The sequence below is a fragment of the Ketogulonicigenium robustum genome (genome assembly GCF_002117445.1).
Classification (GTDB): Bacteria; Pseudomonadota; Alphaproteobacteria; order Rhodobacterales; family Rhodobacteraceae; genus Ketogulonicigenium; species Ketogulonicigenium robustum.
Genome location: NZ_CP019937.1, coordinates 2,107,874 through 2,122,941, shown reverse-complemented (window position 1 = coordinate 2,122,941; position 15,068 = coordinate 2,107,874). Strand labels below are relative to the sequence as shown.

14 protein-coding genes are annotated in these 15,068 nt (G+C 61.6%); 8 read left to right on the top strand and 6 right to left on the bottom strand.

The window, feature by feature from the left end; all coding sequences use genetic code 11:
- Positions 1 to 38 precede the first annotated feature (38 nt).
- From BVG79_RS10570 to BVG79_RS10535, 8 genes are all read left to right on the top strand, one after another.
- Positions 39 to 1,007, top strand: coding sequence for a carbohydrate ABC transporter permease (locus BVG79_RS10570; RefSeq protein ID WP_236951356.1), 969 nt, complete (start codon positions 39 to 41; stop codon positions 1,005 to 1,007).
- Positions 1,004 to 1,864: a carbohydrate ABC transporter permease gene (locus BVG79_RS10565; protein ID WP_085786866.1), complete on the top strand. Its 861-nt coding sequence runs from the start codon at positions 1,004 to 1,006 to the stop codon at positions 1,862 to 1,864. Before BVG79_RS10570 ends, BVG79_RS10565 begins: the two co-directional genes overlap by 4 nt.
- Positions 1,861 to 2,535, top strand: coding sequence for an N-acetylmannosamine-6-phosphate 2-epimerase (locus BVG79_RS10560; protein ID WP_085786865.1), 675 nt, complete (start codon positions 1,861 to 1,863; stop codon positions 2,533 to 2,535). The genes BVG79_RS10565 and BVG79_RS10560 overlap by 4 nt, the downstream gene beginning before the upstream one ends.
- 45 nt (positions 2,536 to 2,580) lie before the next feature.
- A complete protein-coding gene (locus BVG79_RS10555) occupies positions 2,581 to 3,471 on the top strand; it encodes an N-acetylglucosamine kinase (RefSeq protein ID WP_085786864.1) in 891 nt (296 codons plus the stop codon).
- Positions 3,472 to 3,486: 15 nt separating this feature from the next.
- Positions 3,487 to 4,365: an N-acetylmuramic acid 6-phosphate etherase gene (locus BVG79_RS10550; RefSeq protein WP_085786863.1), complete on the top strand. Its 879-nt coding sequence runs from the start codon at positions 3,487 to 3,489 to the stop codon at positions 4,363 to 4,365.
- Positions 4,366 to 4,455: 90 nt separating this feature from the next.
- A complete protein-coding gene (gene cysD / locus BVG79_RS10545) occupies positions 4,456 to 5,391 on the top strand; it encodes a sulfate adenylyltransferase subunit CysD (RefSeq protein ID WP_085786862.1) in 936 nt (311 codons plus the stop codon).
- A complete protein-coding gene (cysN, locus tag BVG79_RS10540) occupies positions 5,391 to 7,301 on the top strand; it encodes a sulfate adenylyltransferase subunit CysN (protein ID WP_085786861.1) in 1,911 nt (636 codons plus the stop codon). Before cysD ends, cysN begins: the two co-directional genes overlap by 1 nt.
- A 343-nt stretch (positions 7,302 to 7,644) precedes the next feature.
- The gene (locus tag BVG79_RS10535; RefSeq protein ID WP_085786860.1) at positions 7,645 to 8,385 is read left to right on the top strand and encodes an outer membrane protein; all 741 of its coding nucleotides are present in this window, start codon (positions 7,645 to 7,647) and stop codon (positions 8,383 to 8,385) included.
- Positions 8,386 to 8,419: 34 nt separating this feature from the next.
- On the opposite strand, the gene BVG79_RS10530 is transcribed toward BVG79_RS10535, so the two are convergent.
- The 6 genes from BVG79_RS10530 to BVG79_RS10505 all read right to left on the bottom strand — a co-directional run bounded on the left by BVG79_RS10530 (position 8,420) and on the right by BVG79_RS10505 (position 15,037).
- Positions 8,420 to 9,460 (bottom strand): lysine-2,3-aminomutase-like protein, encoded by a 1,041-nt coding sequence (locus BVG79_RS10530; protein WP_085786859.1) that lies wholly within the window; start codon positions 9,458 to 9,460, stop codon positions 8,420 to 8,422.
- 1 nt (position 9,461) lies between these two features.
- On the bottom strand, positions 9,462 to 10,079 hold the full coding sequence (locus BVG79_RS10525) for a DUF1190 domain-containing protein (RefSeq protein ID WP_085786858.1): 618 nt from the start codon (positions 10,077 to 10,079) through the stop codon (positions 9,462 to 9,464).
- Between the two features lie 9 nt (positions 10,080 to 10,088).
- Positions 10,089 to 11,264, bottom strand: coding sequence for a glutathionylspermidine synthase family protein (locus BVG79_RS10520; RefSeq protein WP_085786857.1), 1,176 nt, complete (start codon positions 11,262 to 11,264; stop codon positions 10,089 to 10,091).
- 130 nt (positions 11,265 to 11,394) lie between these two features.
- Positions 11,395 to 12,996 (bottom strand): ABC transporter ATP-binding protein, encoded by a 1,602-nt coding sequence (locus tag BVG79_RS10515; protein ID WP_085786856.1) that lies wholly within the window; start codon positions 12,994 to 12,996, stop codon positions 11,395 to 11,397.
- A 3-nt stretch (positions 12,997 to 12,999) separates the two neighbouring features.
- Entirely contained in the window at positions 13,000 to 14,121 is a 1,122-nt protein-coding gene (locus tag BVG79_RS10510) for an ABC transporter permease (RefSeq protein ID WP_085786855.1), read from the bottom strand.
- Entirely contained in the window at positions 14,114 to 15,037 is a 924-nt protein-coding gene (locus tag BVG79_RS10505) for an ABC transporter permease subunit (protein WP_085786854.1), read from the bottom strand. Before BVG79_RS10505 ends, BVG79_RS10510 begins: the two co-directional genes overlap by 8 nt.
- Between the last annotated feature and the right edge of the window lie 31 nt (positions 15,038 to 15,068).

Sequence of the window (15,068 nt, the reverse complement as noted above, 5' to 3'; positions counted from 1 at the left end):
TGCCGGCGTGCCGGCGCAGTTTTTACGGATTCCCGCTGATGTCCCAAAGTGATGTGATGGCCCCAGACGTGGCCCCTGTGCCCCCCCGCAAGGGCCTGCGCATGACGGGGCGCGGCCTTTGGATCGCATTCCTGATCGTGCCGCCCATGGCCGTGATGGCGCTGTTTGTGATCTATCCGATCATTTCCGCCTTTGCCTACGCGTTCTTTGACTGGAACGGCCTGCGCCGCGGCGATTTCATCGGGTTCGAGAACTTCCGCACCATTTTGTTCGACCCGATCTATTCGGGCACGTTCTGGCATGCGTTTCGTAACAACGTTCTTGTCTTTGTTTTGCTGATGATCGTGCAGAACGGTTTAGGTTTTGTACTGGCCTATTTCCTGTGGCGCGAATTGCCCGGGGCGCGGTTCCACCGCGTGGCCGTCTTTTTGCCGGTGGTGCTGTCGACGGTGATCATCGGCTATCTGTGGAAGCTGTTTTTCAACCCGATCTTCGGGGCTGTGAACCAGTTTCTAAAAGCCGTGGGGCTGGGGTTCATCGCGCAGCCGTGGCTGGGGCAGGCTGATACTGCCCTGATTTCGCTGATCTTCGTGAATGCGTGGGCCTGGGTCGGCTTTCCAACGCTGGTGTTCCTTGCAGGCCTGCAGCGGATCCCGTCCGAACTGCTGGACGCCGCACGGATGGAGACCGACAACGAATTCACGCTGATCCGCCGCATTATTTGGCCGCTGATCGCGCCTTCGGCCACGATTGTCTTCGTGCTGCTGTTTATCGGGGCCTTCAACTTCTTCGAGCTGCCCTACATCATGGTCGGCCTCGACGGCTCGCCTTTTGGATCGTCGGATGTGCTGGGGCTGATGTTCTATCGCACCGCGTTCGGCAACGTGGCGTCGGGCAATCAGGAATTCGGGCTCGGCTCGGCGCTGGCGGTGTTGATGTTCGTGTTTATCGCCGTCTTTGCCACCGCATGGACCATTTATCTGCGCAAGCGGGAGATTGAAGTATGACGACCGCGGCGGATATCTCGGGCAAGCGGGGGCTGCTTGCGACCTATGGGCGCGACGGGCTGATCCAGATCGTGCTGATCGCCAATTCGGTGGTGATGCTGGCGCCTATCGCGATCATGGTCATGTCGGCGTTCAAGGGCAACATGCAGATCTTCCAAGATCCGTTCGGTATTCCGAATTTCACGGATCTGACGAACTTTGCCATGGTGGTCGAGCGGTCGAACTTCCTGCGGTACCTTTGGAATTCGATCTTCGTCACCGGCGTGTCGATGGCGCTGATTCTGTCACTGGGCACAATGGCGGCCTATGCGATCGCGCGTTACGACTTCAAAGGCAGCGCCTTTGTGCTGCTGTTCTTTATGGCAGGCCTTATGCTGCCGCTGAAGCTAGCGATCATTCCGCTGTTCATCCTGTTCCGCGATCTGGGGATTTTGAACACGCATTGGTCGCTGGTGGCGATCTATGTGGCGATGGGGTTGCCCTCGACCGTTTTCATCATGACCGGCTTTATCCGCACCCTCCCGCGCGAGTTGGAAGACGCTGCGCGCATGGATGGCGCGTCCGAGGCGCTGATCATGTGGAAAATCATGATCCCGCTGTGCCGCCCGGCCATGGTGATCGCCGGTATCTATAACGTCGTGCCGATCTGGAACGACTTTTTCTTCCCGCTGGTGTTCATCCAGAACGACGCGCTGAAGACGCTGCCGCAGGGCATGACCACCTTTATGGGCGAGTATTCGACCAACTATGGCGCGCTTTTTGCGGGCTTGACGCTGGCCGCCGCGCCCATCACCATCCTTTACATTCTGCTTTCAAAGCAGTTCATCAACGGCATGACATCCGGAGCCGTTAAATGACACTGTTTCCCAAAGGCGGGCTGATCGTTTCCTGTCAGGCCCGCGCTGACAATCCCTTGCACGGGCCGGTCTTCATGGCCGCCATGGCTGAAGCTGCCGAAGACGGGGGCGCGGTTGCGCTGCGTGTTAACGGCGGCGAGGATATCGCAGCGATCAAGGCCGTGACGCATTTGCCGGTCATTGGCATTTTGAAGATGTTCGACCATGACCCCGTGTACATCACCCCTACCACCGCTGCGGTTGAATATGTGGCCGAGGCTGGAGCTGATATTATCGCCTATGACGCGACCTTTCGGGCGCGCAGCAAGGGCGACGACCCGGCCGAGGTCCTCAAGCGCATTCATGATCTGGGCAAGCTGGCCTTCGCCGATATCTCGACCTTCGAGGAAGGTCTGGCGGCGGCTGATGCGGGGGCAGATTTCGTGGCGACGACCTTGGCAGGGTATACGGCCGAAACCGCCGAGACCCGTACCATCGGCCCCGATCTGAAGCTGGTCGAGCAACTGTCCAGCCGCCTGTCGATCCCTGTGATTGCCGAGGGGCGCTACAACACGCCCGAACTGGCCGCCAGCGGGTTGAATGCGGGCGCTTATGCCGTTGTCGTCGGCACGATGATTACGAACCCGCGCGAGATTACCCGCAGCTTCGTGCAGGGTTTGCAGCAAGGGTGAGCACCGCCCCTGTTTGACAGCGGTGCCACAGCAACGAGGGCTGAATTGAGCTACTATCTGGGTATCGATGTCGGTGGAACCGGCACGCGGTGGGTTGTCATTGACGACGCAGGGCACGAGGTCACCCGTGGCCGCACCGATGGCGCGACGGGGTTGATCTATGATGCGGCCAGCCTTGCCGCCTTTGTCGGCGCGATGGAGGCTGTGCGCGAAGGATCGCCCGGGCCGCTGGCTTTCGTGCATCTGGGTATTACGGGCGCAGGCTTTAACCGCCACGCCAATCTGGACGAGCAGATCAAGCTGGCTTTCCGTCTACCCGATGGCGCGTTCTCCTATTCGAATGACATGGAACTGGCGTGGCATGCGGCCTTTCCTGATGGGCGCGGCCATCTGGTGTCTGCGGGCACGGGCTCGATCGGGCTGACGTTCAAGGATGGCGAACGCATCGCCGTGGGCGGGCGCGGCATTTTGATCGACGACGGCGGGTCGGGCACATGGATCGGCCTGCGCGCGCTGGATCGCCTGTATCGCTTGATTGACGAAAAGGGTGCCCCCGAAGGGGCCGAGATTTTGGCCGAGAAGCTGTTTGGCGCCATGGGCGGGGCCGACTGGGACGCGACGCGGGCTTTTGTTTATGGCAAAGACCGCGGCCAGATCGGCACACTGGCCGTTGCCGTGGCCGAGGCAGCCCATCTGGGCGACCCTATCGCGCTGGACATGATGACCCGCGCCGGGACCGAGTTGGCCCGTCTGGCGCTGGCGCTGGTGGACCGCGCGGGGCCTGCCCCCTTGGGCTTTGTCGGGGGCGTGATGAAGCTGCACCCCGCCATTCAGGCCGGTGTCGCCGCCGCTTTGCAGGGGTATGACCTGCAATTTCCATTGATTGATGCGGCCCATCAGGCCGCCCGCATTGCACGCGCTGCGGCGCACCGCTGAAGAAGGAACACCGTTATGAGCACCACCGAAGCCGCCGCCCGCCGGTTTGCCGATTTGGAAAGCTGGCCGACCACCGAGGTCGTGGACGCCATGGTCGAGGGGCAGATGGCCGCCATTGCGGCGATCGCTGCCGCAAAGCCGGTGCTGGCCGCCGCGATTGATGCTGCTGCGGAAAATCTGCAGGCGGGCGGGCGGTTGGTCTATCTGGGCGCTGGCACGTCGGGCCGCCTTGGCACGCTGGACGCGGCCGAGCTGCCCCCGACCTTCAGCTGGCCCTATGCGCGGGCCATTTCGATCATGGCGGGCGGGCCTGCCGCGATCACGCATGCGGTTGAGGGCGCCGAGGATAGCCGAACCGAATCTGTCGACGCGCTGAAGGCGTTGGATCTGAACGCGACCGACGTGGTGATCGGCATTGCCGCATCCGGCAACACGCCGTTCGTCGTGGCGGGGTTGGAATACGCCAACCAGATCGGCGCAATTACGATTTCTGTCTACAACAACGCGTTTGGCAAAGTGGGCGAGGTGGCGCAGTTTCCGCTGATGGCCGCGACGGGGGCCGAGGTGATCGCAGGGTCGACGCGGATGAAGGCCGGCACCGCGCAAAAGGCGCTGCTGACGTGCCTGTCCAGCGGCATTTTTGTGCGCATGGGCTATGTCTACCACGGCCGCATGGTCGAGATGCGCCCGACCAACATCAAACTGCAGGCCCGCGCCGAATTGATGGTGGCCGAACTGGCCGATGCGTCGCTGGACGACGCGGCCGCCGCCTTGGCTGCGGCAGGTGGCGAAATCAAGGTTGCTGTCGTGATGCTGTTACGCAACGAGGGGCCAGATGCCGCGCGAATGCGCCTTGAACAGGCACAGGGGCGCCTTCATGTCGCTTTGTCCTGACCTCGGGGCTTTTTTTCTGTCACTTGCAGAAATTAACGGGTAACGACAGGGTGATAGCATAGTGCAGTGCCAAACAGTTGGATCCCGTCCATGACTGAGACTGAGTTTTCCCCCAGCGACCCCTCGGCCGTTAACCTGACCCACTTGCAGCGTCTGGAGGCCGAGAGCATCCACATCATGCGCGAAGTGGTGGCGACGGCGGAAAATCCCGTGATGCTCTATTCAATCGGGAAGGATTCATCCGTTTTGCTGCACCTTGCACGCAAAGCGTTCTACCCGGCCCCGCCGCCTTTCCCGCTGATGCACGTCGATACGACGTGGAAGTTCCGCGACATGTACGCCATGCGCGAACATGCTGCGGAAAAGGCCGGCATGAAGCTGATCGTTCACCAGAACCCCGAGGCTAAGGCCAAGGGGATCAACCCGTTCGATCATGGCGGGCTGCACACCGATATGTGGAAGACCGAAGGGCTGAAACAGGCGCTGGACCTGTACAAGTTCGACGTAGCCTTCGGCGGCGCGCGCCGCGACGAAGAAAAATCCCGTGCGAAGGAACGCGTTTTCTCGTTCCGTACGGCGCAGCACCGCTGGGAACCCAAAGCCCAACGCCCCGAGCTTTGGAACCTGTACAACACCCAGAAAAAGAAGGGCGAATCGATCCGCGTCTTCCCGATCTCGAACTGGACCGAGCTGGACATCTGGCAATACATCCAGCTGGAGAACATCGACATCGTGCCGCTGTACTTCTCGGCCCCGCGCCCGACGGTCGAGCGGGACGGGATGCTGCTGATGGTAGACGACGAACGCTTCCGCTTCCGCGAAGGGGACGAGGTCGTCGAACGCTCGATCCGGTTCCGCACGCTGGGTTGTTACCCGCTGACGGGGGCCGTCGAATCGACCGCTGCCACCTTATCCGAAGTCATTCAGGAAATGCTGCTGACCACCACATCGGAACGTCAGGGCCGCGCCATCGACCACGATCAATCTGCCTCGATGGAGAAGAAGAAGCAGGAGGGTTACTTCTGATGACCGCCGATGTGAAAAGCCACGCCTACGAAGTCGACAAGCTGATCGCCGAGGATATCGACGCCTATCTGGCCCAGCACCAGCACAAATCGCTGCTGCGCTTCATTACCTGCGGGTCGGTCGATGATGGTAAATCGACCCTGATCGGCCGCCTGCTGTATGACAGCAAGATGATCTTTGAAGATCAGCTGGCCGCGCTGGAAAACGATTCGAAAAACGTCGGCACCCAAGGGCAAGAGATTGACTTTGCGCTGCTGGTGGATGGTCTTGCCGCCGAGCGCGAGCAGGGCATTACCATCGACGTTGCCTACCGTTTCTTTACCACCGACAAGCGCAAGTTCATCGTAGCCGACACCCCCGGCCACGAGCAGTACACGCGGAACATGGTGACAGGCGCCTCGACCGCCGATTTGGCCGTGATTCTGATCGACGCGCGCAAGGGCGTGCTGACGCAGACGCGCCGCCACTCGTATCTGGTCAAGCTGCTGGGTATTCCCAATGTCGTGCTGGCGATCAACAAAATGGATCTGGTCGATTACAGCGCCAGTACCTTCCACCAGATCGTGGCCGACTACAGCGCGTTTGCCGAATCGATTGGCTTGAACGCTTTCGTGCCGGTGCCGATTTCGGGGCTGAAGGGCGACAATATCGTCGAAAAGTCGGATGCCATGCCTTGGTATCAGGGCCCGACCTTGCTGGCGCACCTCGAAAGTGTGCCGCTGGGCGATACGTCGGCCAGCCAGCCGTTCCGCATGCCCGTCCAGTGGGTCAACCGCCCGAACTTGGACTTCCGCGGCTTCACCGGCTTGATCGCGTCGGGTTCTGTGCGTCCGGGCGACCGCATTCGGGTGCAGCCCTCGGGCAAGGAATCGACGGTGAAAGACATCGTCACCTTTGACGGCAACCTTGATCTGGCCGTCGCTGGCCAGTCGGTTTGTCTGACGCTGAACGACGAAATCGACTGTTCGCGCGGCGATGTCATCTCGACCGCGCTGGACCCGGCCGAGACGGCCGACCAGTTCGAAGCCACTATCGTCTGGATGGACGAGGCCGAGATGCTGCCCGGTCGCCCCTACATCATGAAGATCGGGACGCAGCAGGCTGCTGTCACGATTACCGAGCCGAAGTACGAAGTGAACGTCAACACGATGGAACGTCTGGCCGCGAAGACGCTGCGGCTGAACTCGATTGGGGTTTGCAACATTTCGACCGACCGTCAGGTGACCTTCGCGCCGTTTGAAGACAACAAGACGCTGGGGTCGTTCATTCTGATCGATCGCGTGACCAACGCGACTGTTGGGGCCGGTCTGCTGCACTTCAGCCTGCGCCGCGCGCAGAACATCCACTGGCAATCGGTCGACATCAATGCCGAAGCCCACGCTGCCCAAAAGGCGCAACAGCCCAAGCTGGTCTGGCTGACGGGCCTGTCGGGTTCGGGTAAGTCGACGATTTCTAACTTGGTCGAGAAGAAGCTGTATGCCCTTGGCAAGCACAGCTTCTTGCTGGACGGCGACAATATCCGCCACGGTTTGAACCGCGATCTGGGCTTCTCTGATGCGGATCGCGTCGAAAACATCCGCCGCGTTGGCGAGGTTGGCAAGCTGATGGTTGATGCAGGCCTGATCGTGCTGACGGCGTTTATCTCGCCCTTCCGCAGCGAGCGTCGCATGGTGCGTGACATGCTGCCAGCGGGTGATTTCATCGAGGTGTTCATCGACACGCCGCTGGCTGTCGCCGAAAGCCGCGATGTGAAGGGCCTCTACCAGAAGGCGCGTGCGGGTGCGTTGAAGAACTTCACCGGTATCGACAGCCCTTATGAGACGCCTGAGGCGCCGGATCTGCACATCGACACTACGAAAGTTTCGGCAGAAGATGCCGCTGAAATGATCGTAGCGCGTATACTGGCCTGAAAATAAGCCATTTCCTGGCCCCCTGACCGAGGAGGGGCCGGGAAAACACTGACGTCAGTGTTAAAATTTGATTCGTGTTAGGCAGTTTCGCTAAGCAGCTGTCACGAACTGTAACGATATGTTTCTTCCCGGATGTGTCGCACAATGGCCACGAAAATGGCCGTTGTTGTGGCACAATTGCTATTGTGCCCCACTGAATCGACCTATGGTCAAATAGTTCTTTACCGCTTACCCAAAATTAACGAAAACGCATCATCGGCATGCATCTTGAGGTTGTTTGAGGTCTCGCGTATGTCCGCCACGTTTCAATGTACGACATGTAATCAAGTTGGCAGGTATTAACATGATCAAGAACTCGTTTGTTGTTGGCGCTGCGATCGCTTCGGCCCTCGTTTCCGCTAATGCAGCTTTCGCCGGCGGCCTCACGCAGGAAGTTGTGGAGCCCGTCATCATCGTTCCCGCAGCACCTGCAATCGCTGGTCGTTGGGAAGGCGCTTATGTCGGCCTGGGTCTGAGCTACATCGTCGACGCAGAAGATGAAGTTGGCGTCCACACTCCGACCGGCACTTACCTCGGCAGCATCGGTGACATGGGGCTCTCGGGGCTTAGCTACTCCTTGTCGGCTGGTTACCGCTGGAACAATGGCAAGCTGGTCTTCGGCCCCGAGCTGCGCGTACGCGGCGGCGGCAAGAAGGAAGAAGTCAGCTACACGGCACCTACCCCTCCCGGTACGAGCATTGCTACGAGCGATGCAAGCGCCCAGATGAACTGGGAAGCGACCCTGCGCGGTAACTTCGGTGTCGAACTGAACCCGCAGACGCTGCTGTACGGCTTTGTCGGCTACACCTACGCCGAATTCGACTACAAAGTCGCTGGCGCAATGAACCTTGACACTACTGAAAATACCGACGGTTTCGATATCGGTTTCGGTGTTGAATATGCGTTCAACGACAACTGGTCGATCCGCGGCGAATACGAATACGCTGGTTACGACCGTGTTGATCTGACCGCACCTGGTGGTCGTTACACCTCACCGACCATGGCTAGTCAGTCGCTCAACATCGGCGTGAACTACAGCTTCTAAGAAGTACGAAGGGCAGCCGAGAGGCTGCCCTTCTTCATTCGGGGTCTTGGTAGATGTGCCAGCGGCCCTGCGGGTCTTGGACCTGCCACGTGCCTGTGCTATCAGATGGCACGAAATAGTCGGCATTGATCGGCACCTTCCCAAATCCGCCCGGAATATCCAGAACATAGGTCGGAAGCGCCGTACCCGAGATGCGCCCGCGCAGCGCGGCCATCAGCGCGCGACCCGCAGCGATGGTCGTGCGGAAATGTGACGTTCCGCGCGCAAGGTCGCAGTGATGCAGATAATAGGGCTTCACGCCGAGGCGTAGCAGGCTGGTGAACAGCCCCTGCAATGTATCGACATCGTCATTCACCCCGCGTAGCAGCACAGATTGCGACAGCATCGGGATGCCCGCGCCGATGATGCTGCCGATGGCACTTTCGGCGGCGGGGACCAATTCTTGCGCGTGATTCGTGTGCAAGACGATCCACGTTGTCAGGCTGTCGCGCTGCAGGGCCTTCAGCATCTCGGCGCTGATCCTTTCGGGGGCAACAACGGGGACGCGCGTATGGATGCGCAGCAGGCGCACATGCGGGATTGCGGCGAGCGCGTCGGTCAGCGCGGCAATGCGGCGCGGCGAGAGGCTAAGCGGGTCGCCACCTGTCAGGATCACTTCATGAATTGCGGGCGTGGCACGAATGTAGTCCAGCGCGGCTGCAACCTTGTCTGGCGGCAGCACACCGCTGTCGCCCACCACTTCGCGGCGGAAGCAGAACCGGCAATACACTTCGCACAGCTGGGTGACGTGGAAAATCACGCGGTCGGGGTAGCGGTGGGTGATGCCGGGCGCGGGCGCATGGGCCGCATCGCCAATCGGGTCGGCCAGTTCTTCCGGGCGGATCGTCAGCTCGCGCTGGTCGGGGATGAATTGGCGCGCGATTTTGTCATCGGGCGCGCCGATGGCCGCCAACATTTGCGGCGTGATGCGCATGCGGAAGGTTTCTGTCACAGGCGTCAGGGCCTGCACATCGGGCGTATCCAGCAGACCACGCGCGACCAGATCGGCGGGTATAGTCGCAGCCGTGTCAGTCACATCAGCCGCCGAACGACGAGCCGCCGCCGAAGCCACCGCCAAACCCACCCGTAGATCGCACACTGCTTTGTGACATCGGGGCGGCCACTGGGCGCGTGTTTCCGGCGCTGGTGCCACCGCGCGTGGCTGTCGCGGCGCTACCGAAGCTGCTGGCGTTCACGCGGCTGCTGCCGGAATTGCTGTTGAACGATGTGCCGCGGTCGGCGGTCGTATATCCGCCACCGGGTTTGGAATAGAGGGGCTGCGCCGCGTGGCGACCGCCCGACAGCATGTTGCCCATCAGGTAGCCCATCAACAGCGGCATGAAGAAGCTGCCGCCACCCCCGCCAGTGTTCTGCGCGGTCTCGCAGTTGCCGGTGCCGTATTCGGCCTCGCAGGCGGCCAGCGCGTCATAACGGGGGGCGGTGGCCGCGTGTTGGGCCTGCGCATCGGCGGCGACGTTGTCACAATCGGCGCGGCTAAAGGTGGATTGCAGCGAATCAGCCGCCGCGTAGCACGAGGCGGTATCGGGAAACAGCTGGGCGTCCACCTCGGTCACTTCGGGTTTGCAGGCGGATAGCGCGAATGCACTGGCGGCAAGGCCAATGGTCAGCGGGATAAGACGGGCAGAGCGTTTCATAGGGCTACCTTAATCCTGAATGACGTGGGGCACAAACCGGCTGAGGTTTTGCGTGATCGGAGACTGATCCTCGCGCAGGCCAAGGCCGACGCAGGTCTCGCCCGCGACCCACGCACCCAGCACGGGGCGATAGCCGTCGAAGACGGGCAGCGGGTGATAGGCCTGCACGATTTCGGGGTATTGGTCATAGCTGCGATCTTCGGCGCGGGCGATCGTCTCGCCATTCGGGCCCAGAATGGTGACCGACGCCCCCTCGCGCGAGAAGAGCGGCTTGCGCACGATGCCGTGGGGCAGGTCGACGGGCGCGTCGGACCAATCGTCGGCGAAATAGGCGGGCAGCAGGTTTGGGTGGTCGGGGAAAAGCTGCCACAGCACCGGCAAGATTGCTTTGTTCGACACCAGCGCCTTCCATGGCGGCTCGATCAACCGCAGGTGGGCGGTGGGCAGGTGTTCGGCAAAAGGTTCGGCCAGCAGGTTTTCCCACGGGTACAGCTTGAACAGCACGCCCATCACGCGCGACTGGCTGTCGGCGAACTGGCCGTTTTCGGTCAGGCCGATGCTGTCCATCGTGGTGTAATGCGCCCCAAGGCCGGCCTCGCGCGCGGCCCACGCGAGGGTCTCGACCGTGCCGTAATCTTCGGTGTTATCGGCAACCGAGGCGAAGTGGATGTCGGTGCCTGCGGGGAAGACCGCTTCGAAACGCTCGGCGATGGCCTCAAAAATGCGGTTGAACTGGTCGGTGCCGGCGGGCAGGTGGCCCAGTTCTAGCTGATCCTGCAACCAGTCCCACTGGAACGAGGCGCTCTCAAACAGCGATGTCGGGGTGTCGGCGTTATATTCAAGTAGCTTGGCGGGGCCGCGGCCGTCATAAGCCAGATCCATGCGGCCATAAAGCTCGGGCTCGCCCGCGCGCCAGCTGTTCGCGATGTAGTCCCAATAGGCGAAGGGCAGGCCCATGCGGGCCATCAGCGCCTCGGATGTGATGATGTGGTCGACGGCTTGTCGCACCATGGCGTGTAGGGCCGTGGTCGGGTCCTCGATATCGTTTTCAATCTGCGCCAGCGTGAAGGCGTAGGCGGTATCCTCGGCCCAATAGGGCGCGCCGTACATGGTGTGGAACGTGAAGCCTGCGGCTTCGGCTTTGTCCTGCCAGTCAGGGCGGGGGGGCAGAGAGAAACGCTTCATGGATACTCGGGGCTACGGGGGTTTCCCCATGCAAATGGCCATTTTCGGCGGCTGTGCAAGGCCTTTTGCCCGCAAGGTGGCAATCATGCGGAGGCTTGGCGTGAAAAAGGGGGCCGTAGCCCCCTTTTGCTTAGTGGTCGCGGAAGCGGCGCTTGCTGAGGGCCGCTGCCATGAGCGTTTTCGTGTAGTCATGCGCGGGCGCGTCGAAGACCTGTTCGGTTTGTCCCTGTTCAACGATCTGACCGGATTTCATCACGATGATATAGTCCGACAGCGCGCGCACGACCGAAAGGTCGTGGCTGATGAACAGGTAGGTCAGCCCGTGCTTTTCCTGCAGGTCGCGCAGCAGGGTCACGATCTGCTTTTGCACCGACCGGTCCAGCGCCGAGGTCGGCTCGTCCAGCACGATGACCTTTGGGCGAAGGGCCATGGTCCGCGCGATGGCGATGCGCTGGCGTTGCCCGCCCGAGAATTCGTGCGGGTAACGGTTAGCCATCGACGGGTCCAGCCCCACCTCGACCAGCGCCTCGCGGGCACGGGCGGCGCGCTCGCGACCGGACAGCTCCGGCGCGTGGATCTGCAGCCCCTCGGCGATCACGCGGCCCACCGTCATGCGGGGGCTGAGCGAGCCAAACGGGTCTTGGAACACTAGTTGCAGTTCCTTGCGGTAGGGACGCATCGGCCCTTCGCCAAAGGGTAGCGGCTTGCCGAGGTAGGCGATTTTGCCCTCGGCAGGCAGCAGGCGTAGCAAGGCGCGACCCAGCGTCGACTTGCCCGACCCCGATTCGCCCACAACGCCGACCGTTTGGCCCTGACGCATCGACAGCGACACGTCGTTCACCGCGGTAAAGGTCGCGCGGTTGAACAGGCCCTTGCCGATGTTGAAGTGCACCGACACGTTCTCGCCCTCCAGCACCATCGGCGCGTCGGCGGGCGGCGGGGCTTTGGTGCCTTCGGGTTCGGCGGCCAGCAGCATCTGGGTATAGGGATGCTGCGCGTTGGCAAAGATTTGCGTGGCAGGGCCGTCTTCGACGATCTCGCCGCGGCGCATCACGCAGACATGGTCGGCAAAGCGTTCGACAATGCCCAGATCGTGCGTAATGAAGATGATCGCCATGCCAAGGCGCGTTTGCAGGTCGGCCAGCAGGGTCATGATCTGATCCTGAATGGTCACGTCCAGCGCGGTGGTCGGCTCGTCCGCGATTAGGATGTCGGGGTCGTTGGCCAAAGCCATCGCGATCATCACGCGCTGGCGTTGACCGCCCGACAGCTCGTGCGGATAGCTGTCGATGCGGCGCGCAGGTTCGGGGATGCCGACCAGCGTCAGCAACTCGATGATGCGCGGGCGGGCCTCGGCCTTGGACAGGCCGCGGTGGTGGCGCAGGGGTTCGGCAAGCTGGGTGCCGATGGTGTAGAGTGGGTCAAGCGATGTCATCGGCTCTTGGAAGATCATGGTGATCTTGTCGCCGCGTACATCGTTCAGCTGCTTGTCGGACAGGCCTATCAGGTCTTTGCCGCGATAGATCGCCTGGCCGCTGGTGCGCCCGTTGCGCGACAGCAGCCCCATGATCGCCATGGTGGTCTGGCTTTTGCCAGACCCCGATTCGCCCACGATTGCCGTGGTTTTGCCCGCTTCTACGTCGAAGCTGATGCCGCGCACGGCCTCGACATCGCCGTCGTCGGTTTTGAAGGTCACGCGCAGGTCGCGGACCGAAAGGACGGTTTCGCTCATGCCTTAGCGCTCCTTCGGGTCGAGGCTGTCGCGCAACCCGTCACCCAGGAAGTTCAGCGCGAAGAGAATGATCGTCAGCGTGGCGGCGGGGAAAATCAGCTGATAGGCCGCGCCGCGCATGTTGCTGGCGCCTTCGGAAATCAGCAGGCCCAGCGAGGTTGCGGGGTCTTGCACACCAAGGCCCAGGAACGACAGCAGGCTTTCCGCCAGAATCGCCTTTGGCACCAACAGCGTCATAAAGACGATGACGGGCCCCAGCGCGTTCGGGATGATGTGGCGGCGGATGATGCCCGTGCGGGTCGCGCCCAAGGCTTCGGCGGCCTGCACAAACTCGCGCCGCTTCAGCGACAGGGTCTGCCCGCGCACGATTCGCGCCATGTCCAGCCATTCCGTCGCCCCGATGGCGATGAATATGATCGCCATAGATCGCCCGAAAAACACCAGCATCAAAATGACGAAGAAGATGAACGGCAGCGAATACAGAATATCGACGACGCGCATCATGATGTTGTCGACGCGCCCCCCCAGATACCCCGAGATCGCCCCGTAGGTCACGCCCAGCACCAGCGCCATAAATGACGCCAGCACCCCGATCATTAGCGAGACGCGCATGCCCATGAAGATGCGGGTCATCATGTCGCGGCCCAGATTGTCGGTGCCGAGGAAGAAGTACAGCTGGTCGACTTTCATCGACAGCACGCCTGTTTTGCCGTCAGGCGCCAGATCCAGCGCGGGCTGGCTGAACATGTCCGAGCGTTGGAAATACCGCAGCACACGATCGTCGATGACATCATCAGACGAAATGTTGACCGACAGCGTGCCGTTTTCCAGCACCGGCTCGTCACCCGACAGGCGCGTGCGGCGGAACTCGCGCTCGAACCCCGGAAGCACGCTTTCGGCTTTGGGGTACGCTTCCAGCGAGGGGGCCACGCGGACGTATTGTTGGTAGATCCGGCTGGACGGGTGCGGGCTTAGCATCGGCCCCACAATCGCGACGACTGTCAGCAAAAACAGAACAATCAGCGATGCGACAGCCGCGTGGTTGCGCATCAGGCGGCGCGCTGCATCTTGCCAGAGCGAGCGTGATTCCTGTTGCGGTGTAGTGTGTGTTGTGGCGTCAGTCATAGCGCACCCGTGGGTCAAGCCAAGCGTAGGCAAGGTCGACGAGAAGATTGAAGATCACGACGAAAATCGCGATCACGACCACCGTCCCCATAACCAGCGTGTAGTCGCGCCCCAGCGCCCCTTGCACAAAATAGCGGCCGATGCCGGGCAGGCCGAAGATGGTCTCGACCACGACCGAGCCGGTCAGCAGCCCGGCAGCGGTCGGCCCCAGATAGGACACCGCCGGCAGCATGGCCGCGCGCAGCGCGTGCACACCGACGACAACCCGTGCGGGCAGTCCATAGGCGCGCGCCGTGCGGACATGGTTGGCGCCCAATGCCTCGATCGTTGCGCCGCGCACAAGGCGGGCGATCACGGCGATCTGCGGCAGGGCCAGCGTGACGATGGGCAAAATCCAATAAGCCGGATTGGCGTTCGACCAGCCGCCCGCAGGCAAAATGCCCAGCACGACGCCGAAGAACAGCGACAGCAGCGGTGCGATGACGAAGTTCGGCGTGGTGATGCCGAAGGTCGCCAGTGCGACGATCAGGTGGTCAAGCCACGAATTCTGCCGCAGGGCTGCAATCGCGCCCAGGAACGTGCCGATAATGCTGGCCAGCAGCAGCGCAAGGCCACCCAGCAGCAGCGACACCGGCATTCCGGCTGCAAACAGTTCGTTCACCGTGAAATCGCGCCGTGTGAAGCTGGGGCCAAGGTTCCCGTGCACCAGATTGTTCAGGTAGATCAGGTACTGCTGCCACAGGGGCGCATCCAGATTATAGGCGCGATTCAGGTTCTGCATGATCAACGGGTCAAGCGGCCGCTCGAGGTTGAAGGGACCTCCGGGGGCGACGCGGATCATGAAAAATGTCAGGGTGACGATCACGAAGATCGTCGGAATGGCGCTAAGTAAGCGCCTCAGTGTATAGGCAAGCATACAAGGGTGCCTTCAATGCAAGCGGGCAGGA

What these genes read in the sequence shown, in the direction of transcription:
- BVG79_RS10570 (WP_236951356.1), top strand. Translation starts at nt 39, where the DNA reads ATGTCCCAAAGTGATGTGATGGCCCCAGACGTGGCCCCTGTGCCCCCC.
- BVG79_RS10565 (WP_085786866.1), top strand. Translation starts at nt 1,004, where the DNA reads ATGACGACCGCGGCGGATATCTCGGGCAAGCGGGGGCTGCTTGCGACC.
- BVG79_RS10560 (WP_085786865.1), top strand. Translation starts at nt 1,861, where the DNA reads ATGACACTGTTTCCCAAAGGCGGGCTGATCGTTTCCTGTCAGGCCCGC.
- BVG79_RS10550 (WP_085786863.1), top strand. Translation starts at nt 3,487, where the DNA reads ATGAGCACCACCGAAGCCGCCGCCCGCCGGTTTGCCGATTTGGAAAGC.
- cysD (WP_085786862.1), top strand. Translation starts at nt 4,456, where the DNA reads ATGACTGAGACTGAGTTTTCCCCCAGCGACCCCTCGGCCGTTAACCTG.
- cysN (WP_085786861.1), top strand. Translation starts at nt 5,391, where the DNA reads ATGACCGCCGATGTGAAAAGCCACGCCTACGAAGTCGACAAGCTGATC.
- BVG79_RS10535 (WP_085786860.1), top strand. Translation starts at nt 7,645, where the DNA reads ATGATCAAGAACTCGTTTGTTGTTGGCGCTGCGATCGCTTCGGCCCTC.
- BVG79_RS10525 (WP_085786858.1), bottom strand. Translation starts at nt 10,079, where the DNA reads ATGAAACGCTCTGCCCGTCTTATCCCGCTGACCATTGGCCTTGCCGCC.
- BVG79_RS10520 (WP_085786857.1), bottom strand. Translation starts at nt 11,264, where the DNA reads ATGAAGCGTTTCTCTCTGCCCCCCCGCCCTGACTGGCAGGACAAAGCC.
- BVG79_RS10515 (WP_085786856.1), bottom strand. Translation starts at nt 12,996, where the DNA reads ATGAGCGAAACCGTCCTTTCGGTCCGCGACCTGCGCGTGACCTTCAAA.
- BVG79_RS10510 (WP_085786855.1), bottom strand. Translation starts at nt 14,121, where the DNA reads ATGACTGACGCCACAACACACACTACACCGCAACAGGAATCACGCTCG.
- BVG79_RS10505 (WP_085786854.1), bottom strand. Translation starts at nt 15,037, where the DNA reads ATGCTTGCCTATACACTGAGGCGCTTACTTAGCGCCATTCCGACGATC.